23 protein-coding genes and 1 pseudogene are annotated in these 26,072 nt (G+C 65.0%); 14 read left to right on the top strand and 10 right to left on the bottom strand.

Translation table 11 applies throughout. The annotated features are described in order from the left end of the window. Positions 1 to 43 precede the first annotated feature (43 nt). Positions 44 to 2,920 carry a valine--tRNA ligase gene (locus ACRQ5Q_RS22105; protein WP_439392300.1) on the top strand — a complete coding sequence of 959 codons (2,877 nt, stop codon included), beginning with the start codon at positions 44 to 46 and terminating at the stop codon, positions 2,918 to 2,920. 2 nt (positions 2,921 to 2,922) lie between these two features. Here the strand turns inward: ACRQ5Q_RS22105 and ACRQ5Q_RS22100 are convergent, their stop codons facing one another. Next, on the bottom strand, positions 2,923 to 3,525 hold the full coding sequence (locus ACRQ5Q_RS22100; RefSeq protein WP_439392299.1) for a DNA-3-methyladenine glycosylase: 603 nt from the start codon (positions 3,523 to 3,525) through the stop codon (positions 2,923 to 2,925). A 130-nt stretch (positions 3,526 to 3,655) separates the two neighbouring features. On the opposite strand from ACRQ5Q_RS22100, the gene lipA reads away from it, so the two are divergent. After that, entirely contained in the window at positions 3,656 to 4,612 is a 957-nt protein-coding gene (lipA, locus tag ACRQ5Q_RS22095; RefSeq protein WP_439392298.1) for a lipoyl synthase, read from the top strand. A 6-nt stretch (positions 4,613 to 4,618) separates the two neighbouring features. Then, positions 4,619 to 5,089, top strand: a complete 471-nt coding sequence (locus ACRQ5Q_RS22090; protein ID WP_439367973.1) for a type II toxin-antitoxin system RatA family toxin — start codon at positions 4,619 to 4,621, stop codon at positions 5,087 to 5,089. Positions 5,090 to 5,229: 140 nt separating this feature from the next. Here ACRQ5Q_RS22090 and ACRQ5Q_RS22085 read toward each other — a convergent pair whose 3' ends face one another. Beyond that, entirely contained in the window at positions 5,230 to 6,045 is an 816-nt protein-coding gene (locus ACRQ5Q_RS22085) for a c-type cytochrome (protein ID WP_439392297.1), read from the bottom strand. Beyond that, a pseudogene (locus ACRQ5Q_RS22080) lies at positions 6,045 to 6,325 on the bottom strand (cytochrome C oxidase subunit I); the annotation flags it as partial. The pseudogene ACRQ5Q_RS22080 and the gene ACRQ5Q_RS22085, both read right to left, overlap by 1 nt. An 813-nt stretch (positions 6,326 to 7,138) precedes the next feature. Between ACRQ5Q_RS22080 and ACRQ5Q_RS22075 the strand changes: the two are divergent. Then, positions 7,139 to 7,318, top strand: coding sequence for a hypothetical protein (locus ACRQ5Q_RS22075; RefSeq protein WP_439392296.1), 180 nt, complete (start codon positions 7,139 to 7,141; stop codon positions 7,316 to 7,318). Between the two features lie 93 nt (positions 7,319 to 7,411). Here ACRQ5Q_RS22075 and ACRQ5Q_RS22070 read toward each other — a convergent pair whose 3' ends face one another. Further along, on the bottom strand, positions 7,412 to 8,020 hold the full coding sequence (locus ACRQ5Q_RS22070; protein WP_439367979.1) for a CinA family protein: 609 nt from the start codon (positions 8,018 to 8,020) through the stop codon (positions 7,412 to 7,414). Positions 8,021 to 8,024: 4 nt separating this feature from the next. Next, positions 8,025 to 9,206 (bottom strand): bifunctional 2-C-methyl-D-erythritol 4-phosphate cytidylyltransferase/2-C-methyl-D-erythritol 2,4-cyclodiphosphate synthase, encoded by a 1,182-nt coding sequence (locus ACRQ5Q_RS22065; protein ID WP_439392295.1) that lies wholly within the window; start codon positions 9,204 to 9,206, stop codon positions 8,025 to 8,027. A gap of 277 nt (positions 9,207 to 9,483) precedes the next feature. Between ACRQ5Q_RS22065 and dusB the strand changes: the two genes are divergently transcribed. The 3 genes from dusB to ntrC are packed head-to-tail and all read left to right on the top strand — an operon-like array spanning position 9,484 to position 13,109. Then, the gene (dusB, locus tag ACRQ5Q_RS22060; RefSeq protein WP_439399854.1) at positions 9,484 to 10,485 is read left to right on the top strand and encodes a tRNA dihydrouridine synthase DusB; all 1,002 of its coding nucleotides are present in this window, start codon (positions 9,484 to 9,486) and stop codon (positions 10,483 to 10,485) included. Beyond that, a complete protein-coding gene (locus ACRQ5Q_RS22055; protein WP_439367981.1) occupies positions 10,482 to 11,657 on the top strand; it encodes a two-component system sensor histidine kinase NtrB in 1,176 nt (391 codons plus the stop codon). Before dusB ends, ACRQ5Q_RS22055 begins: the two co-directional genes overlap by 4 nt. A gap of 9 nt (positions 11,658 to 11,666) precedes the next feature. Continuing rightward, positions 11,667 to 13,109, top strand: coding sequence for a nitrogen regulation protein NR(I) (gene ntrC / locus ACRQ5Q_RS22050; RefSeq protein WP_018641898.1), 1,443 nt, complete (start codon positions 11,667 to 11,669; stop codon positions 13,107 to 13,109). 186 nt (positions 13,110 to 13,295) lie between these two features. Here ntrC and ACRQ5Q_RS22045 read toward each other — a convergent pair whose 3' ends face one another. Continuing rightward, on the bottom strand, positions 13,296 to 13,442 hold the full coding sequence (locus ACRQ5Q_RS22045) for a hypothetical protein (RefSeq protein WP_439367982.1): 147 nt from the start codon (positions 13,440 to 13,442) through the stop codon (positions 13,296 to 13,298). A gap of 265 nt (positions 13,443 to 13,707) precedes the next feature. Between ACRQ5Q_RS22045 and ACRQ5Q_RS22040 the strand changes: the two genes are divergently transcribed. Both ACRQ5Q_RS22040 and ACRQ5Q_RS22035 read left to right on the top strand, forming a co-directional pair. Next, positions 13,708 to 14,820: an AI-2E family transporter gene (locus tag ACRQ5Q_RS22040; RefSeq protein ID WP_439367983.1), complete on the top strand. Its 1,113-nt coding sequence runs from the start codon at positions 13,708 to 13,710 to the stop codon at positions 14,818 to 14,820. Between the two features lie 26 nt (positions 14,821 to 14,846). Next, positions 14,847 to 15,299, top strand: a complete 453-nt coding sequence (locus ACRQ5Q_RS22035; protein WP_439392294.1) for a potassium channel family protein — start codon at positions 14,847 to 14,849, stop codon at positions 15,297 to 15,299. A 9-nt stretch (positions 15,300 to 15,308) separates the two neighbouring features. On the opposite strand, the gene ACRQ5Q_RS22030 is transcribed toward ACRQ5Q_RS22035, so the two are convergent. Beyond that, positions 15,309 to 15,992, bottom strand: coding sequence for a helix-turn-helix domain-containing protein (locus ACRQ5Q_RS22030; RefSeq protein WP_439367986.1), 684 nt, complete (start codon positions 15,990 to 15,992; stop codon positions 15,309 to 15,311). A 304-nt stretch (positions 15,993 to 16,296) separates the two neighbouring features. Here ACRQ5Q_RS22030 and ACRQ5Q_RS22025 point away from each other — a divergent pair, with 304 nt between their 5' ends. Next, positions 16,297 to 16,920: a response regulator transcription factor gene (locus ACRQ5Q_RS22025; RefSeq protein ID WP_439399853.1), complete on the top strand. Its 624-nt coding sequence runs from the start codon at positions 16,297 to 16,299 to the stop codon at positions 16,918 to 16,920. Positions 16,921 to 17,024: 104 nt separating this feature from the next. Then, entirely contained in the window at positions 17,025 to 17,438 is a 414-nt protein-coding gene (locus tag ACRQ5Q_RS22020) for a response regulator transcription factor (protein WP_439367988.1), read from the top strand. Between the two features lie 14 nt (positions 17,439 to 17,452). Here ACRQ5Q_RS22020 and ACRQ5Q_RS22015 read toward each other — a convergent pair whose 3' ends face one another. Genes ACRQ5Q_RS22015 through ACRQ5Q_RS22005 form a run of 3 tightly spaced genes read right to left on the bottom strand, consistent with a single transcriptional unit; the run spans position 17,453 to position 20,645 of the window. Beyond that, positions 17,453 to 18,037: an invasion associated locus B family protein gene (locus ACRQ5Q_RS22015; RefSeq protein WP_439392293.1), complete on the bottom strand. Its 585-nt coding sequence runs from the start codon at positions 18,035 to 18,037 to the stop codon at positions 17,453 to 17,455. A 21-nt stretch (positions 18,038 to 18,058) separates the two neighbouring features. Beyond that, the gene (locus ACRQ5Q_RS22010) at positions 18,059 to 18,946 is read right to left on the bottom strand and encodes an alpha/beta hydrolase family protein (protein ID WP_439392292.1); all 888 of its coding nucleotides are present in this window, start codon (positions 18,944 to 18,946) and stop codon (positions 18,059 to 18,061) included. A 10-nt stretch (positions 18,947 to 18,956) separates the two neighbouring features. Beyond that, positions 18,957 to 20,645: an aspartate:alanine exchanger family transporter gene (locus ACRQ5Q_RS22005; RefSeq protein WP_439392291.1), complete on the bottom strand. Its 1,689-nt coding sequence runs from the start codon at positions 20,643 to 20,645 to the stop codon at positions 18,957 to 18,959. 137 nt (positions 20,646 to 20,782) lie between these two features. Between ACRQ5Q_RS22005 and ACRQ5Q_RS22000 the strand changes: the two genes are divergently transcribed. The 3 genes from ACRQ5Q_RS22000 (at position 20,783) to ACRQ5Q_RS21990 (ending at position 26,068) form a co-directional block, all read left to right on the top strand. Beyond that, positions 20,783 to 21,463, top strand: a complete 681-nt coding sequence (locus tag ACRQ5Q_RS22000; protein WP_439367993.1) for a YoaK family protein — start codon at positions 20,783 to 20,785, stop codon at positions 21,461 to 21,463. After that, positions 21,460 to 23,163 (top strand): SulP family inorganic anion transporter, encoded by a 1,704-nt coding sequence (locus ACRQ5Q_RS21995; RefSeq protein WP_439392290.1) that lies wholly within the window; start codon positions 21,460 to 21,462, stop codon positions 23,161 to 23,163. The genes ACRQ5Q_RS22000 and ACRQ5Q_RS21995 overlap by 4 nt, the downstream gene beginning before the upstream one ends. Positions 23,164 to 23,314: 151 nt before the next feature. Beyond that, positions 23,315 to 26,068: a decarboxylase gene (locus ACRQ5Q_RS21990; protein ID WP_439367995.1), complete on the top strand. Its 2,754-nt coding sequence runs from the start codon at positions 23,315 to 23,317 to the stop codon at positions 26,066 to 26,068. Positions 26,069 to 26,072: the final 4 nt, after the last annotated feature.

The raw sequence follows: 26,072 nt of genomic DNA, 5'->3' as shown, positions 1-26,072 counted from the left end.
TTTTCGTTGACTTGGCCCCCGCGCGCGGCTTTCTAGCAGCCCCATGATCGAGAAAAATTACCAGCCCGCCGATATCGAAGCCCGCATGTCCGTCGTGTGGGAGGACAGCCTCGCCTTCAAGGCCGGGCGTCCCGACCGCCGCGACGCGGTGCCTTTTACCATCGTGATCCCGCCGCCGAACGTGACGGGCTCGCTGCACATGGGACACGCCCTCAACAACACGCTCCAGGACGTCCTGTGCCGGTTCGAGCGCATGCGCGGCCGCGACGTGCTCTGGCAGCCCGGCACCGACCATGCCGGTATCGCCACCCAGATGGTGGTCGAGCGGCAGCTGATGGAACGCCAGCAGCCCGGCCGTCGCGAGATGGGCCGCGAGAAGTTTCTCGAGCGGGTCTGGCAGTGGAAGGCCGAAAGCGGCGACACCATCATCAACCAGCTCAAGCGGCTCGGTGCGTCCTGCGACTGGTCGCGCGAGCGCTTCACCATGGACGAGGGCCTCTCGAAGGCCGTCGTCAAGGTGTTCGTCGAACTGCACCGCGAGGGCCTGATCTACAAGGACAAGCGGCTGGTGAACTGGGACACCAAGCTGCTCACCGCGATCTCCGATCTCGAAGTGCAGCAGACCGAGGTCAAGGGCAGCCTCTGGTATCTGCGCTATCCGATCGAAGGCAAGACCTTCAGCCCCGAGGATCCCTCGACCTTCATTGTCGTCGCGACCACGCGCCCCGAGACGATGCTCGGCGATACCGGCGTTGCCGTGCATCCCGAGGACGAGCGCTATCAGAAGCTGATCGGCAAGAACGTCGTCCTGCCGCTCGTCGGCCGCAAGATCAAGATCGTCGCCGACGAATATTCCGATCCCGAGAAGGGCTCGGGCGCGGTCAAGGTGACGCCGGCGCACGACTTCAACGACTTCGAGGTCGGCAATCGCCACGGCCTGCGGCGCATCAGCGTGCTCGACAAGGAAGGCTGCCTCGATCTCCTCGACAACGAGGATTACCTGCGCGACCTGCCGGAAGGCGCCGCGCAATTCGCCGAGGAATTCAACAAGGTCGACCGCTTCGTGGCGCGCAGGCGCATCGTCGAGCGGCTGGAAGCCTTCGGCTTCGTCGAGCGGATCGAGCCGCACACCCACATGGTGCCGCATGGCGATCGCTCCAACAGCGTGATCGAGCCGTATCTGACCGACCAGTGGTACGTCGACGCCAAGACGCTGGCGAAGCCGGCGATCGCCGCGGTGCGTTCGGGCGAAACCTCGTTCGTGCCGAAGAACTGGGAAAAGACCTATTTCGAGTGGATGGAGAACATCCAGCCCTGGTGCATCTCGCGCCAGCTCTGGTGGGGCCATCAGATCCCGGCCTGGTACGGGCCTGACGGAAAGGTGTTCGTCGCCGAGACCGAGGAGGAGGCGATCAGCCACGCGCTCGGCTATTACGTCGAGCAGGAGGTCATCACGGTCGAGCAGGGCCGCGAGATGGCGCTCGACCGCAACAAGCGCGAAGGCTTCATCACGCGCGACGAGGACGTGCTCGACACCTGGTTCTCCTCGGCGCTGTGGCCGTTCTCGACGCTCGGCTGGCCCGACGACACGCCCGAGGTGCAGCGCTATTACCCGACCAATGCGCTGGTCACCGGCTTCGACATCATCTTTTTCTGGGTCGCCCGCATGATGATGATGGGCATGCACTTCATGAAGGAGATCCCGTTCTCGACGATCTACATCCACGCCCTCGTCCGGGACGAGAAGGGCGCCAAGATGTCGAAGTCGAAGGGCAACGTCATCGATCCGCTCAAACTGATCGACGAGTATGGCGCGGACGCGCTGCGCTTCACGCTGGCCGCGATGGCGGCGCAGGGCCGCGATATCAAGCTCGCCACCAGCCGGGTCGAGGGCTACCGCAATTTCGCGACCAAGCTCTGGAACGCCTGCCGCTTCGCGGAGATGAACCAGTGCGTCGTGCCCGACGGCTTCGAGCCGGCGAAGACCAAGGAGACACTGAGCCGCTGGATCGCGCATGAGACCGCGCACACCGCGCGCGAGGTGACCGAGGCGATCGAGGCCTATCGCTTCAACGACGCCGCCGGCGCCATCTATCGCTTCGTCTGGAACGTCTATTGCGACTGGTACGTCGAGCTCGCCAAGCCCGTGCTGCTCGGCCCGGATAGCCCCGCCAAGGACGAAACCCGCGCCATGGTGGCCTGGGCGCGCGACGAGATCCTGAAGCTGCTGCACCCCTTCATGCCCTTCATCACCGAAGAGCTGTGGGAGGTGACGGCCAAGCGCGACGGCTTGCTCGCGCTGGCGCCGTGGCCGCTGAAGCCGTCCGGGCCTTCGCCGGAGCAGCTCGCGATGCTCGCCGTGGCTGCCGGGCCGATCGATCCGCTGATCTCGCCGGCCCTGGTCTTGCCCATCTTCGACCATGCCGATTTCACCGATCCCGAGGCGGAAGCCGAGATCGGCTGGGTCATCGACCTCGTGACGCAGATCCGCTCGGTGCGCGCCGAGATGAACATTCCGCCGGCGACGCTGACGGCGCTGGTGCTCGCGGGCAGCTCGACTGAAACGAAGGAGCGTGCGCCGCGCTGGACCGACGTCATCAAGCGCATGGCGCGGCTGTCCGACATCTCCATCGCCGACCGTGCGCCTGACGGTGCCGTTCAGTTGCTTGTGCGCGGCGAAATAGCCGCGCTGCCGCTGAAGGGCGTGATCGACGTCGCTGCCGAGCGTACGCGTCTCGACAAGGAGATCGGCAAGGCCGACGCCGACATCAAGCGCGCCGAGTCCAAGCTCGCGAACGAAAAGTTCGTGGCCAACGCGGCCGAGGAGGTCGTCGAGGAGGAGCGTGAAAAGCGCGAGGCGGCGCTGGCCCGCAAGGCCAAGCTGCTGGAGGCGCTGGAGCGGCTGAAGCAGGCGTCGTAGGTCTACTTCGGAAACCGCTTGCTCAAGAACTTCGAGCCCCTGATGCCATAGCGCCAGGGCAGCTCGACGGCCTTGGTGATGCCGATCCGGATGCCGGTTGCGACCTCCAAGTCTTCCGTCCGCGCGTGCAGCGCGATCGGCGGCCGGTCCAAGGGGAGCGCGTTGTGCGCTATGGTGATGCCGAGCGCCTCCGTCAGCTTGCCCGGACCCGAGCACAGCGCGTGCAGATCCTGGAGATGGCGGCGGCGCCGCATCGCGGCCAAGCCATGCGTCGGCTCCAGCGCGCGGATCAGCACGGCGCTGGCGGAACCCTCCTCCTCGCAGACGAAGTTCACGCACCAGTGGATGCCGTAGGAACGGTAGACATAGGCGTAGCCGGGCGGGCCGAACATCACCTGGTTCCGTAGCGTCGGGCCATTGTAGGAGTGCGCCGCCGGCTCGGTATGGTGATAGGCCTCGACCTCGACGATGATCCCGCCAACGCCGTCGACCAGCAGGGTCGCCCCGATCAGGTCGTGGGCGACCTCGCGCACATCGCGGGCGAAAAAGGAACGCTTCAGGGGCTTGCCAAGCCGGGGGGTGGAAGGTTTCGAGACTGGAGCCATTCGAGATGAGAATCGCCTGAGAACAGAGCAGGATATTGCCCATATCTGCCATGTTCCCTGAAGTGGTGCGAGCCGGGTTGCGATGCCGGGCCAGACCGACTAGGTAGGACCTGAACAGGCCGGATACCCTATGGTCGTTATTGTCGACACCATCTCGAACCCGCTGCGCCCGCGCCACCCCGAAAAGGTGAATCGCCCCGATTCCGCTTCCCCGCCGAAGCCGGACTGGATCCGCGTGCGCGCGCCCAATACCCGCGGCTATGCCGACACCCGCACCATCGTGCGCGCCAACGGGCTGCACACGGTGTGCGAGGAGGCAGGCTGCCCGAATATCGGCGAGTGCTGGGACAAGAAGCACGCGACCTTCATGATCATGGGTGACACCTGCACCCGGGCCTGCACCTTCTGCAACGTCAAGACCGGCCTGCCGAATGCGCTGGATGCGGCCGAGCCGCAGAACGTCGCCGAGGCCGTGGCCAAGCTGGGTCTCGCCCACGTCGTCATCACCTCGGTCGACCGCGACGACCTCACCGACGGCGGCGCCGAGCATTTCGCCCAGACCATCCGCGCCATCCGCGCCGCGTGCCCCTCGACCACGATCGAGATCCTGACGCCGGACTTCCTGCGCAAGGAAGGCGCGCTCGAGGTCGTCGTCGCCGCAAGACCCGACGTCTTCAACCACAATCTCGAGACGGTGCCGTCGCGCTACCTGACGGTGCGGCCGGGCGCGCGCTATTTCCACTCGATCCGCCTGCTGCAGCGGGCCAAGGAGCTCGATCCCACCATCTTCACCAAGTCCGGCATCATGGTCGGGCTCGGCGAGGAGCGCCACGAGGTGCAGCAGGTGATGGACGATCTGCGCTCGGCCGACGTCGACTTTCTGACCATCGGGCAATATCTGCAGCCGACCCGAAAGCATCATGCGGTGATGCGCTACGTGCCGCCGGACGAGTTCTCGTCCTATGAAAAGGTCGCCTACACCAAGGGCTTCCTGATGGTGTCGGCGAGCCCGCTCACCCGTTCCTCGCATCATGCCGGCGAGGATTTTGCGAGACTGAAAGCCGCGCGGGCAGCTAGCGCCGGCTGAATCGATATGCCCCGTTTTTCGAGCAAGCGCCGTGTCAATCACAGCGCATCCGAGATGTTCGATCTGGTCGCCGACGTCGAGCGCTACCCGGAATTCGTGCCGCTGTGCAGCGCGCTCAAGGTGCGCCAGCGCATGGCGAAGCCCGACGGCACCGAGGTGCTGGTCGCCGACATGACGGTGTCGTTCAAGCTGGTCAAGGAGTCCTTCACCAGCCGCGTGACGCTCGACCGCGCCAATCTGAAGATCCTGGTCGAATATCTGCAAGGTCCCTTCAGCAATCTCGAAAACCGCTGGACGTTCGAGCCCCAAGGTGAGGGCGTCTGCGACGTCGGTTTCTTCCTGTCTTACGAATTCAAGAGCCGCATGCTGGCGATGCTGATGGGCTCGATGTTCGACGCCGCCTTCGCGCGGTTCGCGACGGCGTTCGAGAAGCGGGCGGATGCGATCTATGGCCGGCCGAAGCTGGCGCCGACGTAGGCCTTACGATCAGGGGCGCTCCCTCCGCCGTCATTGCGAGGAGCTCTTGCGACGCAGCAATCCAGAATACCTCCGCCGAGACCGTCTGGATTGCTTCTCTGCGCTCGCAATGACGATGGGGAGGCAGGCGCGCCCAACCCTCAATCCACCGCCTTCACCACATCCGGGGGCTGCGAGGCGTAATAGGCCGCGGCCTGCTCGATCTCCTGCGGTGTCATCGCGCGTGCGATGTTGCGCATCTGCTGGCTGATGTCGTTGCGGCGCTCGCCGGAAGCGAAGGCCTGGAGCTGGGCCTTCATATAGGCTTCAGACTGGCCTTCCAGCCACGGGCTGCCGGTCTTGTTGTCGAGACTGCCGTGACAGGAGCCACAGGGCGCGATGCCGCGCATCGGCGCGCCGTAGATGACGATGCTGGGCTTCGGCAGTTGCGGCGTCGGATGGTACGCCGGCAGCCGCGGCAGGTAGGCGTAGTAGAGCGAGAGATCGGCGATCTCCTGATCGGTCAGATTGACGGTGAACGGCGACATCACGGCATTGGTGCGCGCGCCTGAGCGGAAATCGTGCAGCTCCTTGTAGATCACCGCCGCATATTGTCCGGCGAGGTTCGGCGAGTCGGCCCGGCTGATCCCCGTCGGGCCGTGACAGATCGCGCAGCGCTGCGCCAGCGTCGCACCACGGCCGATCGCCTCCTGGCTCGGGCGCGACAGCGTGTTCGACGTGAGTACGACCTCCGACAGGCGCTTCGCCTGTTCAGGCGCTGTGACGTTCGTCGCGCGCTGCGGCACGCCGGCGGCGCTGCAGATCGCGTCCCAGACATTGGCGAACTGGACCCAGGGCTGGGCGAAGGGCGGCACGATGAAGCCGGCAATCGCCGTCACGATCAGAATCGCAGCGGTAATGCCGACGCCCCGCGTGAAATGCGGATTGCTGAAGGTGAAGAGGTCGCGCGCACTCATCACTGCGCCCCCACATAGACGGCCGGCACCGACGTGCCCTCGGTCATCGCCAGCGTCAGGATCGGGTAGCCGTAATTGGTGAGGGTCAGCGCGATCATCAGCGCCACCCAGAGCGCGTGGGTGTTGAGCGCAACCGCACGGTCGCGGGCTGGTTTACGGCCAGTGCAAAGCGATAGGGGCCGGCCTCGACCCCAGGCGCGCGCATGCCTCGGGCGAGGATGACCAGGAACAGGATGCCCGAGGTCAGCAGGATGAAGCCGCCGATCGCGGAGAAGGTGACTTTTGGAAAACAGACATGACGCTTTAATCTCGCGACGCGTTTTGTCCGAGCTTTGCTTCGTCGTATCGCGCTCTCTGGTCGAGGGCGCAGGGAAGGCCGGGCGCCGGCCGGGCACCCACGGTCCACTGCGCGAAGGTTGCGCTACAAGAGGCTGCACAGCGGCATACAGGTGAAGCCAAACACACGGCCTTCCCTGCGCAGGGGTTTGACGGCTTATGCCGTGCTCTCCCCGGGGAGCGTTGCACTATTGCCCCCCGTCGCCTCGCAGATGGCTGATGCGCGTACCCGGTCGGGCCGGCCTCATCACTGCAAGATTTGGCGCACAGACCCCGGCGCCAGGACGACACGGTTTGCCGTACGCAAACCACACCGGTCGTGTGCGCGATGGTGCCCGCTCACGGTTGCCCGCCCTGCGAAGCCTTCTCGGGGCGATGTGACTAGCGTCCACCGCCGCTCACCCCGTGTTCGTGACGATCGCGATGTGATCGGGATGAGTGGACGGATGAATACGCGAAAGCCGAAATTCGGTAAAGGGGAATATTAATGCGCGCGAGATTGACCCGTCGGCTGAGTGTTTTGCCCGACGGACAGCACAAGGGCTTGTAGCGCCGGAAGGGCACCTGCAAGCCGCCCCACAATCAAGGACTCAGAGTTCCGGCGACCACCCGTGGCAAGTGCAATTTGTGCCAAAACGAAGGGGCCGCGACAGAACACCCCTTGCCGGGAGCGGCGCACCTGCAACGGATGTATTTCCTGTGAAATTCAACTAAAATCTGAGTCGGATGCAGAGGCTCGTGGACCGGGACTGGAGACATGGCGCGCTGGAAGAGATCGTGGAGCGAGGACGACGTCAACCGGCTCAGAAAGCTCGCAGGCACCAAGCCGATGACGACGATCGCGAAAGAGCTCGGACGGACCATGGGAACGGTGCTCGCGAAGGCGATCGAGCAAAAGCTTCCCGTGATCTGTCGGACCGAGCGAACGGCGCAATGACAGTAGCGATATGCAGGGGCTTGGGATGTCCCGGCTTCCTCCTTCGCTCGTTGAGTTACGGCGGACAAGTCACTCACCCGGGGTGACGGGGCGTCAGCCCCGCGGCGAGCGCGGCGGCCGGCGCTTGACCGCATGCCGGCGCGGCGAGCGGGTGACGCGCGGGCGCAGGCGGCTGGCGGCGGTGCGCTGCGGCTTGGCCTGAACTTGCGGGCCGCGGGCGAGATCCATCAGCATGCGCAGCGCCTCGACCACCGAGCGGGCGCGCACCGCGCTGCGGCCGATCGCGCCAAAACGGTGCTCGCGGTGAATGATGCGGCCGTCGCGCGCGGCGGCGGCGAGGTGCACGAGACCAACCGGCTTGCCGGGCGTGGCGCCGCCGGGTCCGGCAATGCCGGTGATGGCGACAGCGAGATCGACATCCGCACGCTCCAGCGCGCCGATCGCCATGGCGGTTGCGGTCTCCTTGCTCACCGCGCCGAAATTCGTCAGCGTGCTGGCTTCGACGCCCAGCATCGCGCGCTTGGCCTCGTTGGAATAGGTGACGAAGCCGCGGTCGATCACATCGGACGAGCCGGGGATGTCGGTCAGTGCGCCGGCGACGAGGCCGCCGGTGCAGGACTCCGCCGTCGCGATCGTCAGCTTGCGCATCCGGCACAAATCCAGCAGCGAGCGGGAGAGGGCGCGTGCGTCGCTGCCGCCCATGGCCTTACAGGCTCCAGGGCAGGCGGATGGTGGCGCTCGCGGTGGCCGCGATGCCTTCCTCACGGCCGGTGAAGCCGAGCCGCTCGCTGGTCGTCGCCTTCACCGCAACGCGGGAGATGTCGACCCCGGAGATCTCGGCGATGCGCGCGCGCATGGTGTCGCGCAAGGGACCGATCTTCGGACGCTCGCAGATCAGCGTCACCTCGAGATTGGCGACGCGGCCGCCGCGCTGGGCGACGCGCTCCATTGCGTATTTCAGGAACTGGTCGGAGGAGGCGCCCTTCCACTTGGCGTCGCTCGGCGGGAAGTGCGAGCCGATGTCGCCGTCAGCGAGCGCGCCCAGGATGGCATCGACCAGCGCATGCAGGCCGACATCGCCGTCGGAATGCGCCAGGAAACCTTTCGTGTGCGGCACGCGCAGGCCGCAGATCATGACGTGGTCGCCTTCGCCGAACGCATGCACGTCGTAGCCGGTGCCGGTCCTGATGTCGCCGAGCTGGGCAGCCAGGCGCGCTTCCTCGCGCACGAAATCCTCGGGGGTGGTGAGCTTCATATTGGCAACATCGCCTTCAAAGGTTGCAACCGTCAATCCCGCCCATTCGGCAATCGCGGCATCGTCGGTGAAATCGGAACGCCCGTCCTTCGCTGCGCGACGATGCGCCTCGAGGATGACGTCGAAACGAAAGGATTGCGGCGTCTGCGCGATTCTGAGGCGCGACCGGTCCGGCGTGTCCTCGACATTGCCGCTCGCGCCGGTGACCTTGATGGTGTCGGTGACGGGAACAACGGGGATCGCAGCGCCGGTGCGGTGCGCTGCCTCGATCGCGCGCGAGATCACGCCTTCAGAGACGAAGGGCCGCGCGGCGTCGTGGATCAGGACGATGTCCGGCTCGTGCTTGGCGAGCGCCTCGAGGCCGGCGAGCACCGAAGCCTGACGGGAGGCGCCGCCCTTGGCCGGCGCCTCGTGTTTCAATCCCGCGACCGCTGCCGTGAACATGGCGCTATCGTCGGGATTCACGACCGGCTGCACTGCGAACACATCAGGATGGCGGCTGAAGGCTTCCATGGCGCGATGGATCACGGGCACGCCGCCGATCTCGCGATATTGCTTCGGACCGCCGGCGCCGGCCCGCAGGCCGCGTCCGGCCGCCACGAGCACGACAGCGGTGCGTTGTGATTTCGCCATAGGACTCAGATACTCAGTTGCTAATGAAAGAGCAGGGGGTGATTTGCCGGCATGCCTCTAGCACGGCAGGCCCGCAAAAAAAGGGGGTTTCCCCGGATTGTGGGAAACAGCATTTTGCTGCACTGCACTTGAAAGACTCTGCAGAACTGTCTAAACTGTAGGCATGACGCTTGACTGCACAAGAATTGTGCGCAAGATAGTCATGGCCAGCGCGATGAGGCGCTGCTGAGTTGACGAGACCCCTGTGACCGGCCCGGCAGTATCCGGCTCTAAGCCGTTGAAAATAGGCGATATTGAAGTCGCCACCCCGGTCTTCCTGGCGCCGATGTCGGGGGTGACTGACTCGCCCGTTCGGCGGCTCGTGGCCGAGCTCGGGGCCGGTCTAGTCGTCTCCGAGATGACCGCGAGCGATGAGCTTGCCAACGGCCATCGGATGTCGCGGTTGCGTTGCGAAGCGACCGGAATTGGCCCGCATGTGGTCCAGCTCGCCGGCTGCGAGGCGCACTGGATGGCCGAGGGCGCCCGCATCGCGGAAGCCGAAGGCGCCGACATCATCGACATCAACATGGGCTGTCCGGCCCGCCATGTCACAGGCGGCCAGTCCGGCTCCGCCTTGATGCGCGATCTCGACCACGCCGTCAGCCTGATCGATGCGACGATCGCGGCGGTGAAGGTTCCGGTGACGCTCAAGATGCGGCTCGGCTGGGACGACCGCAGCCGCAATGCGCCGGAACTCGCGCGGCGCGCCGCAGCCGCCGGCATCAAGCTCGTCACCGTTCACGGCCGCACCCGCTGCCAGTTCTACAAGGGCGAGTCCGATTGGGACGCGATCCGCGCCGTGCGCGAGGCGATCTCTATCCCGCTCATCGTCAATGGCGACGTCACCTCATATGAGAAAGCGCTCGCCGCGCTCGAGGCCTCCGGCGCCGATGCCGTGATGATCGGCCGCGGCGCGCAAGGCCAGCCCTGGCTGCCCGGCCAGATCGGCCGGCGCCTCAAGGGCGGGGCAGTGGAAGCCATGCCGTCACTGCAGACGCAGCTGCATTATGTCCGCACGCTCTATGAGGGCGTCTGCGCGCTCTATGGCCTGCGCGTCGGCCTCAGGCATGCGCGCAAGCATCTGGGCTGGGCACTCGACGTCGCGGCAGATGCGAGCCGCGCGCCGGCCGAGAAGCTGAAATCCTGGCGCCAGAAGATCCTCACCTCCGAGGATCCGCGCCTCGTTCACAGTTCACTACAAGATGCCTTCGACGACTTCGCATGGAGCGCTGCTGCATGAGCTCAGCCGCTGAACATCGTCGGTCGCTTCTGTCCGACAGCGATGCGATCCTGGATGCGCTTCCCAATCCCGTGCTGATGATCGGGCCCGACGGCAAGATCGTCGCCGCCAACATCGCAACCGAAGCCTTTTTCGAGATCTCGACGCAGTTTTTGAAGCGGCAGTCGCTGAAAGAGCTAGTGCCGTTCGGCAGCCCCTTGCTGGCGCTGATCGACCAGGTGCGCTCCTCGAACTCGCCGGTCAATGAATACAAGGTCGATCTGGGCACGCCGCGCATGGGCGGCGACCGTCAGGTCGATCTGCACGTGGCCCCGCTCACCGAGCGGCCCGGTCATATCGTGGTGATGCTGCAGGAGCGCACCATTGCCGACAAGATGGATCGGCAGCTTACCCATCGCAGCGCAGCGCGCTCGGTGATAGCGCTAGCAGCGATGCTCGCGCACGAGATCAAGAATCCGCTTTCGGGCATCCGCGGTGCGGCGCAGCTTTTGGAGCAGCAGGCCTCGTCCGAAGACCGCATGCTGACGCGGCTGATCTGCGACGAGGCCGACCGGATCGTGACGCTGGTCGACCGTATGGAGGTGTTCGGCGACGAACGTCCCGTGGTGCGCGGCCCCGTCAACATCCATTCGGTGCTCGACCACGTGAAGCGGCTGGCGCAGTCCGGCTTTGCCCGCAACATCCGTTTCATCGAGGATTACGATCCCTCGCTGCCGCCGGTTCTGGCGAACCAGGATCAGCTGATCCAGGTGTTCCTCAATCTCGTGAAGAATGCCGCCGAAGCGCTGATCGACGTGCCCGACGCCGAGATCCAGCTCACCACCGCGTTCCGCCCCGGCGTGCGCCTGTCAGTCCCCGGTCAAAAATCCCGGGTATCCCTGCCGCTCGAATTCTGCGTGAGGGACAACGGACCGGGCGTGCCCGACGATCTTCTGCCCAACCTGTTCGATCCCTTCGTGACCACCAAGCAGACCGGTTCAGGTCTGGGTCTGGCGCTGGTCGCAAAAATCGTCGGCGATCACGGGGGCATCATCGAATGCGAATCTCAGCCGCGCAAGACCACCTTCCGCGTGCTGATGCCGATGTATTCCACATCGGCGAAACATGCCGATCAAAGCAGTCGCGACGGCTCTGCCGGGAAGTCGTCGTCTGCGTCACAGGGGGCAACATGAGGATTAACGATGCCCGCAGGTAGCATTCTCGTCGCTGATGACGACACCGCCATCCGCACGGTTCTCAATCAGGCACTTTCCCGCGCCGGCTATGAGGTCAGGCTCACCGGCAACGCTGCAACGCTGTGGCGCTGGGTCAGCCAGGGGGAGGGCGATCTCGTCATCACCGACGTGGTGATGCCGGACGAGAACGCCTTCGACCTGTTGCCGCGGATCAAGAAGATGCGGCCGAATCTGCCCGTCATCGTCATGAGCGCGCAGAACACCTTCATGACGGCGATCCGCGCCTCCGAGCGCGGGGCGTATGAATATCTGCCAAAGCCCTTTGACCTGAAGGAGCTGATCGCCATCGTCGGCCGCGCGCTGGCCGAGCCCAAGGAACGGGTCTCGACGCCGGACGAGGACGCCGAGATGGAGGCGATCCCGCTGGTCGGCCGCTCGCCGGCGATGCAGGAAATCTACCGCGTGCTGGCGCGCCTGATGCAGACCGATCTCACCGTGATGATCACGGGCGAGTCCGGCACCGGCAAGGAGCTGGTGGCGCGCGCGCTGCACGATTACGGCAAGCGGCGCAACGGCCCGTTCGTCGCCGTCAACATGGCGGCGATCCCGCGCGACCTCATCGAATCAGAATTGTTCGGCCATGAGCGCGGTGCCTTCACCGGGGCCAACACCCGCGCCTCGGGCCGGTTCGAGCAGGCCGAGGGCGGCACGCTGTTCCTCGACGAGATCGGCGACATGCCGATGGAGGCGCAGACCCGCCTGCTGCGCGTCCTGCAGCAGGGCGAATACACCACCGTCGGCGGCCGCACCCCGATCAAGACCGACGTGCGGATCGTCGCCGCCTCCAACAAGGATCTGCGCGTCCTGATCCAGCAGGGCCTGTTCCGCGAAGATCTGTTCTTCCGCCTCAACGTGGTGCCGCTGCGCCTGCCCCCCTTGCGCGAGCGTATCGAGGACCTGCCCGATCTCGTGCGTCACTTCTTCTCGCTGGCCGAGAAGGACGGTCTGCCGCCGAAGAAGCTCGACACGCTGGCGCTGGAGCGGCTGAAGCAGCACCGCTGGCCCGGCAACGTCCGCGAGCTCGAGAACCTCGCCCGGCGCCTTGCCGCGCTCTATCCGCAGGACGTGATCACGGCCTCCGTTATCGACGGCGAGCTGGCGCCGCCCTCGGTCAGCCCGGGCGCCGCGGTCCAGCAGGGTGTCGACAATCTCGGCGGCGCGGTGGAGGCCTATCTGTCCTCGCACTTCCAGGGCTTTCCGAACGGCATGCCGCCGCCAGGCCTCTATCACCGCATCCTCAAGGAGATCGAGGTGCCGCTGCTCACGGCCGCGCTCGCCGCCACCCGCGGCAACCAGATCCGCGCAGCCGACCTGCTCGGCCTCAACCGCAACACGCTGCGGAAGAAGATCCGGGATCTCGATATCCAGGTCTATCGGAGCGGGGGCTAGTTTACGGGACAAACGCTGGACGCGTTTGCGCGGCGGTGGCTCAGCTCCCCTACCACAGCGGAGCTGAGCCTGTCCGGATCGCGCTTGCCGTTGTGGCTGACGCGGTGAGCAGAAGTCCGGATGGGGCCGAAAGGTTCCGAGGGAACCCCCAAATTAGTCATTTCGCCACAAGGCGAGGCGGCGCGCCTATCTGACCAGGCGCACATGCACCGGCACCACGTTGGCAAGTTGCGCCGGCGGCGGCTGCAGGCCGACGCCGTTGACCAAGAGGTCCGCGGCCACGATCAGCAGCAGCACGGCCGAAACCATCGTCGCAAGAAAGACTCTATCCATCCCGGTCAATCCGGAGATGAGGCAATCCGTTCCCGCCGGCGAGTGCGGATCAGCTTTGCCCTTGTGTATTTCGCCATCCGCGCGGCATCGCAATTACCGTAACTATTGCAGAGGCTTATAAAGTCCGTTTACCGCTCGCCCGGCCTGCCCCGGACCGGGGACGAGGGACGCGTGTCCGCGGCCGCTTGATTTGGATCAAGAATGCCGGGCGGGGGAGGCGGCTACGTCCATCGGGTATCCGCATTCCCGGAAGGACGGCGTCGTCTTGACCACACTTCGCAAGCTTCTCTCCGCGGAGCAGATTGTCCAGCTCGTGATCCGTCTTGGATTGCTGGGGCTCCTGATCGCATGGACGTTTCTGATCATCCGCCCGTTCGTGCCGATCCTGACCTGGAGCGCGGTGCTCGCGGTCGCCTTCTATCCAGCCTTCAGCTGGCTGGCCAAACGCCTCGGCGGCCGGCCTCGAACGGCAGCGGCCATCCTCACGCTGATGATGCTTGGCATCGTCATCGGTCCGGCGGCATGGCTCGGGCTCAGCGCGGTCGAAGGCATCAAGGACCTCGCGACCCAGATCGGCGAGGGCGATCTCGTGCTCCAGGCCGCGCCGGAATGGCTCAAGGACTGGCCGCTGATCGGCCAGCAGCTGTTCGATCTCTGGACGCTGGCTTATACCAACATCCGCGCCGTTCTGCGCGATGTCGCGCCGTATCTGAAACCGGTGGCGGGGGTGATGCTGTCGTTCGCCGGCAGTGCCGGCGTCGGCACGCTGCAGTTCCTGGTCTCGGTACTCGTCGCCGGCTTCCTGTTTCCTTATGGACCGCAGCTCGTTGGCGCGGTCCGTGGTTTCCTGTTCCGCATCGTGCCGGAGCAGAGCGAGCATTTTCTCGAACTGGCGGGGGCGACGATCCGGGCGGTGTCGCAAGGCGTGATCGGCGTCGCAATCATCCAGGCGCTGCTGGCCGGCATCGGCCTCAAGCTTGCGGGCATCCCGAGCGCAGGCTTGCTTGCCATCGTCGTTCTGCTGCTCTCGATCGTGCAGATCGGTGCCGCGATCGTTCTCGTGCCCGCGGTGATCTGGATCTGGATGGACAAGGACGTCGCGACGGCGGTGCCTCTGACGATCTTCCTTGTCGTCGTCGGCCTGCTCGACAATATCCTCAAACCGTTGGTCATGGGGCGCGGCCTGAGCACCCCGACGCTCGTCATCCTGATCGGGGTCATCGGCGGCACATTGGCGCACGGCATCATCGGTCTCTTCATCGGCCCGATCATCCTGGCGGTCGCCTGGGAGCTCGCAGCGGCCTGGATCCAGATCGATCGTTCCGCAGCGCTAGGGGAGCAGGAGCAGTCCGGGATTTCCACCGCCGTCCGAAGATGAGTTCATGATCGCATGGGCAAGCCCTGATGTTGCTTCAAGTCCTGGTCGGCGCGCTGGTCAGCGCGATCAATATCGGGATCCACGCACTCGCGACGGTCGTCGCCGTGTCGATCGCCCGAACCGCCGGCCTGCGACACACCGAGGGTCCGCGGCTCCATCTGATGGGGGTGATGGTCGCAACGGCCGCAGCGCTGAACGTCGCGCACACCCTGGAGGTGCTGGCCTGGGTCTGCGTGTATTGGCTCGTCCAGGTGGCGCCGGCGGGAAGCGACCTGCTGTATTTCGCCTTCGTGAACTACACCACGCTCGGCTATGGCGACATCACGCCAGTGCCCGAATGGCGGCTGATGGGGCCGTTGACGGCGATGAACGGCGTCCTGCTGTTCGGCTGGTCGGCGGCCATCCTGTTCGAGGTCCTGCGCAAGACGATCGAGCATCTCGAAGCGATCACGCGCCTCCCGGGCAGGAAGGGACAATGAGCCTGTCGCTCAGGGTTGAAGATCGAGGCTCGCGAGCTGGTTTCGGTCCAGCAGCACGATCTGGCGCTGGGTGTTGCCGACGAAGCCGAGGATGCCGAGCTCGTGCAGCCGGGAGAGGGCGCGCGAGACGGTTTCCAGCGTCAGGCCGAGATAGTCGGCGATATCGCGCCGCGACATTGGCAGCGCCAGGACGCCCGCAGCGGTCAGCCTCTTGTCCATTTCCAGCAGGAAAGCGGCGACCCGCTCCAGCGAGGTCTTGCGGCCGAGCAGCAGCATGTGATCTTCCGCATGCTGAAGATTGTTCGTGGTCATGCTGAGCAGGTTCTTCGCGACCACCGCATCGCTCTCGGCCACCATCTCGAGGCTCTCCCGCCTCACGAGGCGCACCGTGGTGTCGACGATCGCCTCCGTGGTGAAGCGGTGCTCGTTTCCGTTCTCCAACCCGAAAATGTCGCTGGTCAGGTGAAATGCGCCGATCTGCCTGCGGCCGTCCGACAGCAGCTTGTAGCTCCGCACCGCGCCAGACTTGACCTGGTAGACGTATTCGGCAGGTTCCTTCTCGCCATAGATCTCGGTGCCCTTCTTGTAGGAAAACTCGATTAAACTGACGAGCGCATTTGAATCGCTTGTCATGCCGAGGTCGCGAAGGGAATTGGGGCGAAGCGCGGAATCAGTGGTGATGCGAACGAACATGGGCCAGCTCCTCAGCTTGCCGTCGAATTGGACTTTGAGACAAAAACCTCTCGCAGCGGAAATTCGCCGCGCAATCGCACTCCCGCCGAGGTTGATTTACGACTAACGAGGTATTCCAATCCATTGTCCCAAGGGTCAATGTCCCAAGGGACAGCGGGAGGCGTTCGCTGCGCGGATTGAGAAAGACCTCCATGGAGGCTGAAAAGTATTCTGTTGCGAAGCAAATGTTTCGGTTTTTGAACCGTTGGCAACCACAGGGTCTCGGTTAAAAGATTGCTTTAATGAATTTTATGCGAGGTAAATGGTGCCCGGCCTTGTCCACGTGGTCGATGACGATGCATCGTTCCGGACGGCGATCGAGCGCCGGCTGAAGCTTGCCGGCTATGACGTCAAAACCTACGCATCGGCGCAGGATCTCCTGGACGCGGCGCCGGACGACGAGCAGCCGGGATGCATCCTGCTCGACGTGCGCATACCGGGCTTGAGCGGCCCGGAACTGCAAAATCGCCTGATCGCCGCGGGTTCGACGTTGCCGATCATATTCCTCACGGGTCACGCCGACACGCCGACGACCGTGCTGGCCATCAAGGCGGGAGCGGAAGACTTCCTGACCAAACCGGTTTCATCGGAGCTGCTGCTCGATGCGATCGCGCGTGCACTGGCGAGGCAAGATGCCGCGCGCAGCCAACGCGGCAAGCTCGAAGCATTTCGGGTCCACCTTGCGACGCTGACCCAGCGCGAACGGCAGGTGTTCGATCTCATCGTCCGCGGCAAGATCAACAAGCAGATCGCGTACGAGCTCGGGACGACCGAGCGGACCGTGAAAGCGCATCGCCATCAGGTGATGGAGAAGATGCAGGTTCATTCGCTCGCCGAGCTCGTTTCGATCGCGGAGCGGCTTGGAATGCTGGATTCGAATGGCGGTTAGCCATTCCGTCGCGTCGAATCCAGTTCCTCCCATGTCACTGCCCCAAAGGACAATATGAAGCGCATCAACGTAGTGCTGCCATGCGGTTGCGGCACGCGGATTGATTGCAGCTCACGCATCACCATCGTGCCGGCTCCGAATGTCGCTTCTTGCCGATGCGCGAATCAGTCTTCATCGTCGACGACGATACCTCCATGCGAGTCAGCATGAACCGGCTGCTGCGCGCACACGGATACGCCGTGACGCTGTTCGATTCGGCGGCGGCCCTGCTTGATCACGGCGGGTTCGACGAGGCGATCTGCATTGTCCTCGACATCGATCTCCACGGCAAGTCCGGCCTCGAGCTGCGCCGCAAGCTGGCGGAGGAGGGCGTCACGGCGCCGGTGATCTACATTACCGGCAATGACAGCCCGGTGAACCGTAGTGCCGCGGTTGCGTCTGGTTGCTTCGCCTATCTGACAAAGCCGTTCACGGCGCAGGCATTGATCGAATCAGTCACGCGTGCGGCGGCGGCTTAGCGCGGGAAGACCGATCATTCGTCGACATACTGCTCCAGCATCTTCGTGGGCGCACCTTTGTGGACCGTGCCGAACTGTGCCAACGGCACCGATGTCGTCAGCGCCAGCAGGTTCGAATCGACGACCTCGAGCGCCATTGTCTTTGCCGACTCCATTTCCTCGACGATCCCGGATGGGACGACGTCAGCCGCGATGCAGATATTGGTCAGGCACCAGTTGTAGGGCACGCTGAAGCTGCTGCCGGGGTCGACGGACAGCTTGGGCGGCCGCTGCAGGTACATGCCGACCGGCACAAAGAGCTGCAGCCGGGCCGTGGGGGTGCCCTCGCGTTCGATCAGGTCGACGCGCACAGCCACCTGGCCGGTCGGGAATGTCCCGGTGATGGTCGTCCGGCACAGCATCGGCGCGCCGCCGGCCTTGAAGCAGAACTTTTGCCAATCACCGTAGCTGATGTCCTTTGCTTCGCGCTGACCGCGCGTGGCCACCTCGGGAGGCTTATCGGCCCCTGCGGCTTGCGGCGAAGCGATAGCAGGATAGGTCGCAAGCCCGACGACGGCGCCAGCCAGGACGCCACAGATATGATCACGGATGGTGAACATGGTTGCGCCTCCAGGGCAGATCTATTTCTGTGCCTCGAGAAACTTCGTAACCAGCGGCGACCAGAGCGGGATCGCATCGGGCGAGCCGATGAAGAAGTGCCCCTCGTTGCCGAACGGCGGCATCAGATGATATTCGGCGCGGCCGCCGGCCGCGGTGAAGGCTTGATGCATCCGCTTCGACAGGTCGGGCCCGAAGAACGTGTCGTTCTCGATGTAGATCCACAGCATCGGCACCCGCGAGGTGCGGCCGAAGTCCGCTGTGGCCTCGACCAGCCTGTCGGGCGCGCAGTTGTTGTTGGGCTTGCCGCCGACCCGGCCGCCGCGGCCGGCGGCGAAGGTGATGATGGCCTTCACCTGTGCGGGATTAACGCTCGACAGGGCGATGGATGCCCAGCCGCCGGCGGACTGTCCGACCACGATCACGTCCTTTGGAACGATGCGCTTCTCGGCCGCCAGATACTCGATGATCCAGAGATCGACCTGCGCGACCGCAAGGCCGGCATCATGGAAGTTCGGATTGGTGCACTTGCCGACCTTGGAGAAGAACGGCCCATAGAGCGCACGCTCGGGAATATCGATGGCGGCTGCGCCATACCCGCTGCCGACCGGCGCGACCACGAGATAGCCGCGCCTGGCAAACCATTTCGCGGCGTCGCGGAATTCCACCAGCGGAAAGAAGCTCCGGTCCGTGGGATTGAGCGAGACGCCGTGGTTCATGATCACCAGCGGGAAGGGGCCGTCGCCGGCGGGCCGCACCAGATAGGCGAACATCGGCAGTGGCAGGGGCAGCGCCCAGATCTCCTCCTGGATGCGGATTTCGGCCCCGGCGCGCGCCGGCGCCACGGCGCCGGCGAGAAGGAGCAGGACGGTTGCAAGGAGGCGACGGATTGCGGGGAGATCAAAGCACATCACGGCCTCCTCAACCCGTGAACGTGGCGGCCACCACGATCGGGCCGAGCACGGTGAGGACGACATTGCCGACCGCATAGGGGACGGCGACGCCGAGCACCGGGGTCTGGCTCTGGGCCACGTCGCAGGCACCGGTGACGGCGGCATCGACCGTCATCGCGCCGGCGAGCGCACCGCAGGTCACGACCGGGTTCATGCGCAGCAAATGATAGGCAACGAGCGTTCCGACCGTCATTGGAACCAGCGTGACGACGATGCCCATGCCGACCAGCAGGAGACCCTGCGTCTGGATTGCCGACCAGGCGGCAAGCCCGTTGCCGAGGCCGACGGCCGCGATGAAGCCGCCGAGCCCGAGATCGCTCAGCGTCTGCTGTGCGGCCGGCGGCATCGCACCGATGCCGGGCCTGCGCGTCCGCAGCCAGCCGCACACGAGCCCTGCGATCAGCGCGCCGCCACCGCCGCCGAGCGTCAGCGCGACAGTGCCGACCTTGAAGCTGGCGAGACCGGCCAGAAGACCGGCAGCGATGCCGACCGCAAGGAAGGCGATGTCGGTCCGATCGCTCGTATTGAGGGCATGTCCGACCCGCGCCGTTGCCCGCGCGATATTGCCGGTGCTGCCGACCAGCGTCATGACGTCGCCGATATAGACCCGTGTATCGGGACCGAGCGGCACCTCGCGGCCCATGCGGGTGAGCGCCCGCAGGAATACGCCGCGCGCATTGTCACCCAGCCGCTCGACGATGTCTCGGAGCGAGCGGCCGTGCAGCTCGCGGTTCTCGACCAGCACCTCGATCACGTTGCCGGGCAGGTTGCGCAGCAGTTCTCCCGCATCGATCTCGGCCCCGAGGATCGGCTTGGCCGCGACGATCGCGGCGGTGGGACCAGCAATGACGATGTCGTCGCCAGCCTCGAGCATGAGGTCGTGCAGCGGCTTGATGTCGGCTCCACCGCGCACGATCCGTTCCACCACCGTACGGCTGCCGATCTCGGCCTCGATCGCCGCGACGGTGCGGCCTGCGCCGGCGGACACGCGATAGGCACGGGCCTGGAATTTGCGATAGGACAGGTTTTCTGTCTTGGGCGGCGCGCCGCCGGCAAGCTCGGCTTCGAGCTTCTTTGCCTCCGCCTTGAGATCGATACGCATCAGCCGCGGCGCCGCGAACGGCACGAAGAGGAGCGTGAGGATGTAGCCGAGCACGTAGGTCACGGCATAGCCGGCCGCGATATTGGCCTCCTGCTGCTTCAGCACGTCGTTCGGAAGCCCAAGCTGCGCCAGCGCACCCGACGCCGTTCCGATCACGGAGGACTGGGTCAGCGCGCCGGCAGTCAGCCCCGCCGCGGTGCCCGCATCAAGCTTGAATGCAGAGGCGAAGACGAGCACCAGGACGAGCCCGGTGGCTCCGATCACCAGCGCCAGCGCAACCTGCGTCAGGGTTCGAAAGCTCAAGGACGCGAAGAATTCCGGCCCCGAGCGATAGCCGATGGTGAAAACGAACAGGCTGAACAGGATCGCCCGCAGGATCGGCGGGAACGTGAACTGCCCGAGTTGTCCGATCAGCACCGCGACGATCAGGATGCAGGCTGTGGTCCCGATCGAGAAGCCACGGATCTTGATGCGGCCGAGCAGTGTGCCGAGCGCCATCGCCAGCAACAGGAAGATTTCCGGTGCGGTGGTGATGATCCACCTGACGGTATCCATGGTCGCATTTCCCCCGGCATATTGCGGCGGATTTGATTAGGCGCGCGGGATCGTTGCTTGATCCAGATCAAGCCTTGCCGGGGGCAGGCCGCCGCCAATGCCGCGATGAAGAGTTCGCGACAGCGGCTATTGCCGACATGAGTACTCTGGACGTCGCAGCCGGCGCGATCCGCCGCGATGAGACGGTCGAAATCGTGCTGCTGCTTGCTTTCGCCGGCGGCTATATCGACGCCTATACCTGGATCATCCATGGCGTGATGGCCAATGCCCAGACCGCCAATGTGATCTTCCTCTGGGTCTACGCGATGGCCGGCGATTGGATGAAGGCCCTGCACTTCGTACCGCCGATCCTGGCCTTCACCGCCGGCATCGTGATCGCCGCCTGGCTGCGCCGTGCTGCCGGCGAACGCGCCGGCGCACTCAGTATCCTCGTCGAGATCGTGTTCTTGATCACGATCGGCATCCTGCACAACCGGCTGCCAGACCTTGCCGGAACGCTCGGCATTTCCATGGTTGCGGCGATCCAGGCGGCGATGTTCGTGAAGGTCGAAGGCTCCGTGTGCAGCACGGTGATGATCACCGGCAACATGCGTCAGTCCGTCGAAACCATTTTTGCGGTCGTCTACGGAGGGGCGCCGCTCGGCACCCTGCGCAAGTCGGCCATCTTCTTCGCACTGTGCGCGGTGTTCGGCTGCGGCGCGGCCGCCGGGGCCTTCGCCACCAAGGCCTTTCCCGATCTTGCGCTCGGCATTCCCGTGGTTGCGCTGCTGATTGTCCTGTTGCGCTGCGAAGCGACACCACGTGAGGTGATGAGATGAACGCGCCGCCTGACGCGAACTGGTTGCGGTTCTTTCCGCCGGCCGGCTGGCTTGCTGCCTACCGGAGCGAATGGCTCCCCTCCGACGCCGTCGCGGGCATCACGCTCGCCGCTTACGCGATCCCGGTCTCGCTGGCCTATGCGGCGCTCGCCGGCCTGCCGCCGCAGGTCGGCGTCTACGGCTATATGCTCGGCGGCCTCGGCTACGCCTTGCTCGGCTCGTCCCGGCAGCTTGCGATCGGCCCGACCTCGGCGATCTCGCTGATGATCGCCGGCACCGTCGGCGCGCTCGCGGGCGGCGACGCGGCGCGCTATGCGCAGATCGCGAGCCTCGCGGCGTTTGCAGTGGCGGTGCTGTGCTTCATCGCCTGGCTGTTCATGCTCAGCGTGCTGGTCCGCCTCGTCAGCGACAGCATCTTGGTCGGCTTCAAGGCCGGGGCAGGGCTCACCATCATCATGAGCCAGTTGCCGAGCCTGCTCGGCGTCGCCGGAGGCGGTCATAATTTCTTCGACCGGGCCATCAAGCTGATCGGGCAGTTCGGCCAGATCCATCCGCTGGTGTTGACGATCGGGGCGGTCGCGCTGCTGCTCCTGCTGCTCGGAGAACGGCGGCTGCCGGGCAAGCCGGTCGGCATCACCATCGTGGCGCTGGCGATCCTGGTCGCGACGATCTTCGGCTTTGCGGCGATGGGTGTGCCAGTTACCGGGAAGATACCGGAGGGGCTGCCGGCGGTGGAGCTGCCGACCTTCGGCCTTCTGGAGTTCGACGACCTGTTTCCGCTCGCCGCCGGCTGCGTGCTGCTGGCCTATATCGAAGGTGTCTCGGCCGCGCGCAGCTTTGCCGCCAAGCACGGCTATGCGCTCGACGTGCGCCAGGAATTTCTGGGGCTGGGCGCCGCGAACCTGGCTGCGGCCTTCGGCCACGGCTATCCGGTCGCCGGCGGCCTGTCGCAATCCGCCGTCAATGACAGCGCCGGCGCGCGAACGCCGCTGGCGCTGGTGATCTGCTCGGTGACCCTCGGGCTCTGTCTGCTGTTCTTTACAGGACTATTGACCAATTTGCCCAAGGCGGTGCTCGCAGCCGTCGTCTTTGCCGCGGTCTACAAGCTCGTGGATATCGGCGCGCTCAAGCGGATGTGGCAGGTCAGCCGGATCGACTTCCTTGCCGCGTCCATCGCGCTGGTCGCGGTGCTGCTGCTCGGCATTCTGCAGGGCGTCCTCTTGGCATCGATTGCCTCGATCTTCCTGCTCCTGGCGCGGGCCTCGCAGCCGAACGTGGCGTTTCTCGGCCGGCTGCCGGGCAGCGGCCGCTATTCCGATAGCGCCAGGCATGACGACGTCGAGCCGCTGGTCGGCGTCATCGCGTTCCGGCCCGAAGCCTCGCTGCTCTACATCAACGCCGAGACGATCCGCGATGCTGCGCTGGTCGCGCTGCGGGGCTCCCCCGGCATCAGACTGGTCGCCTGCGACCTTTCGGCATCGCCCTATATCGATCTCGCCGGCGCGCGGATGCTGCGCGATCTGAGCGATGAGCTTGCCGCGCGCCGGATCGGCTTCTGCATTGTCGGCGCGCACGCGCAGCTGCGCGATCTGCTGCGCGCCGAGGGATTGGCGGAAAGGACCGACAGCAGCCAGTGGCTGCGCTCGCTCGACAGCGTCCTCGGCGAGGATCATGCCGGGACGATGCAACGCACCGCCTGACCGGGCGTGCTGCGTTGCAAAGAACAACGGCTGCGGAACGCGGTTCCTCATAACGCGCGATCGTTGACTTGGATCAATGGAGCTCGAGGCGCCGCGCTCACGATCGGCCATCACCATTCACCCAATGGCCGGCACCAATCGGGAGAGAGCCATGTCCAAAGACACCAAGCCCGCACAGAAGCGCATCGACCAGTTCTTCTCCGGCCCTGGTGCACGGGCGGACGACTGGCGCGACCTGGTGGAGGCCGCGAAGGTCTGGGCTCGCGTCGGCAATCGCGCGGCCTACGACGCGGCCTTGGCCGAGCTTTCGGTCACGGAGGAGTATCACGGCTATCCCGGTCCGCAACTGATGGCGGCGCTGCGGGAAGCAGCAGTCGCCGGCGACGGCGCGACATCGTTCGCCCTTGCGACAAGAATTTCCCAGGCGCTGGCGACGCGATCCTTTCGTCAGCATGCCAGCGACTGGAGCGCAAAGGATGACGGCAATGGCGATGCGCCCGAGCTGGCACCACCGAGCTTCGGCGCGCATGCGGCGCGCCGGCCATATTTCGAAACCCTGATCGTCACCGGCGTATCATCCGGCCAGTGGCCGGCACTCGCCGCAGAATGGCGCAAGCTGCGGCGGCCGGTCGACGGCTTCGTCTATGAGCCCGTCATCGTCGGCAGCCTGGAGGATGCCTTCTGCGCCACGATGCTCAATCCGAACATCGGGGCGGTCATCATCAACGAGGGCTTTGGGTTGCGTTCGCGGCACAATGCGCCGGTGCTCCGCTCGATCATGGCCGCGGCCGGCCTCAACGATGAAACCGACGCATCCGCGCTGCGGCTCGCGCAGATCATCAAGCGGGTCAGGCCCGAGCTCGATCTCTACATGATTTCGAACCGCGACGTGGAGGAGCTCGCCGGCAATCCCGAGGCCAGCGTCGTCCGCCGCATCTTCTATTCGGTCGAGGAGCTGTTGGAGCTGCATCTGTCGATCCTCGAAGGCATCCAGGATCGTTACGACACGCCGTTCTTCGACAATCTCAAGAAATACGCCCAGCGTCCGATCGGCACCTTCCATGCGCTGCCGATCGCCCGCGGCAAGTCGATCTTCAAGTCCGACTGGATCCGCGACATGGGCGAGTTCTACGGGCCGAACCTGTTCCTCGCCGAGAGCAGCGCCACCACCGGCGGCCTCGACAGCATGCTGGAGCCGACAGGCAACATCAAGAAGGCGCAGGATAAGGCGGCGAGGGCCCTCGGCGCCGATCGCGTGTTCTTCGTCACCAACGGCACCTCGACGTCCAACAAGATGGCGGTGCAGGCGCTGCTCGCGCCCGGCGACATCGCGATCGTCGATCGCAACTGCCACAAGTCGCATCACTACGGCATGGTACTGGCCGGCGCGCAGCCGCTCTATGTCGAAGCCTTCCCGATGACGGAATATTCGATGTACGGCGCGGTGCCGCTGAAGACGATCAAGCAGGCGCTCCTGAACGCCAAGGCCGACGGCCGGCTCGACCGCGTCAAGATGATCGACCTGACCAACTGCACCTTCGACGGCCACATCTACAACACCCGCCGGGTGATGGAGGAATGCCTCGCCATCAAGCCCGACCTGATCTTCCTCTGGGACGAGGCCTGGTTCGGCTTCGCGCGCTTTTCTCCATTCCTGCGTCGCCGCACTGGCCTCGGCGCGGCCAACGAGATCGAGGCGTGGATGCGCGATCCCAAGTCGGTCGCCGCCTATGAGAAGCAGCAGGCCGAGCTGGGCAAGAACCCGTCGGACGAGCTGCTGCTCAAGACCCGGCTGATCCCCGACCCCAGGCAGATTCGCTTGCGCGTCTACCAGACCAACTCGACCCACAAGTCGATGTCGGCGATCCGCCAGGGCTCGATGCTTTCGGTGAAGGACGTGGAATTCCACACCGTCGAGCAGCAGTTCAAGGAAGCGGTGTTCACCCATGCCTCGACCAGCCCGAACCAGCAGCTGATCGCCAGCCTCGATATCTCGCGGCGGCAGATGGAGCTCGAGGGCTATGGCCTCGTCGCCAATGCGATCGAGATCGCGTTCGCGATCCGCCAGGCGGTCAACAACAATCCGCTGATTTCGAAATATTTCCGCATCCTCGGTGCCGATGCCATGGTGCCGGCGCAATATCGCCAGAGCGGCTTCACCGATTTTCTCGCCCCCGGCGTCAACTGGGCGAATACGCTCAAGAGCCTGGACGAGGACGAGTTCTGCCTCGATCCGACCCGCATGACGCTGGTGTGCGGTACCGCGGGGTTCGACGGCACCCAGTTCAAGGGCATTCTCGCCAACGAGTACGACATCCAGGTCAACAAGACCTCGCGCAACTCGGTACTGGTCCAATCCAACATCAACAACACCCGCAGCGACGTTGCGCATCTGATCCGCGTGCTCGCCGAGATCGCCGGCGAGATCGACCGCGGCCTCGCCCAGGGCGGCGCCAATGCCAGGAAGACCTTCGAGGCGCGGGTGACGAGCCTCATGAAAGACGTGCCCGATCTGCCGAACTTCTCGCATTTCCACCCGAGCTTCCGCGGCGATGCCGGCGACAAGACCAACGAAGGCGACATCCGCAGCGGCTTCTACGCCGCCTATGACGTCGCCGGCTGCGAGCACATCCGCCTCAACGATCCCGAGATCGACCGCCGCCTGAAGGCCGGACCGGAGCTGGTCTCGGCCAATTTCGTGATCCCGTATCCGCCGGGCTTCCCGATCATGGTGCCCGGCCAGGTCATCACCCAGGAAACCATCGACTTCATGCGCAAGCTAGATGTCAAGGAGATCCATGGCTACGACGCCAAGGAGGGACTGAAGCTCGTGCGCACGGAAGCCCTGGCAAAACTCGGCCGGCCGAAGCCCGGTGCTCAGCCGAAGCTGAAGGCCGCGTCATAAGGCT

It is taken from the genome of Bradyrhizobium sp. PMVTL-01, assembly GCF_051861855.1.
GTDB lineage: Bacteria > Pseudomonadota > Alphaproteobacteria > Rhizobiales > Xanthobacteraceae > Bradyrhizobium.
The sequence above is the reverse complement of the archived record's forward strand: the minus strand, read 5'-3'. Positions and strand labels throughout refer to the sequence as shown.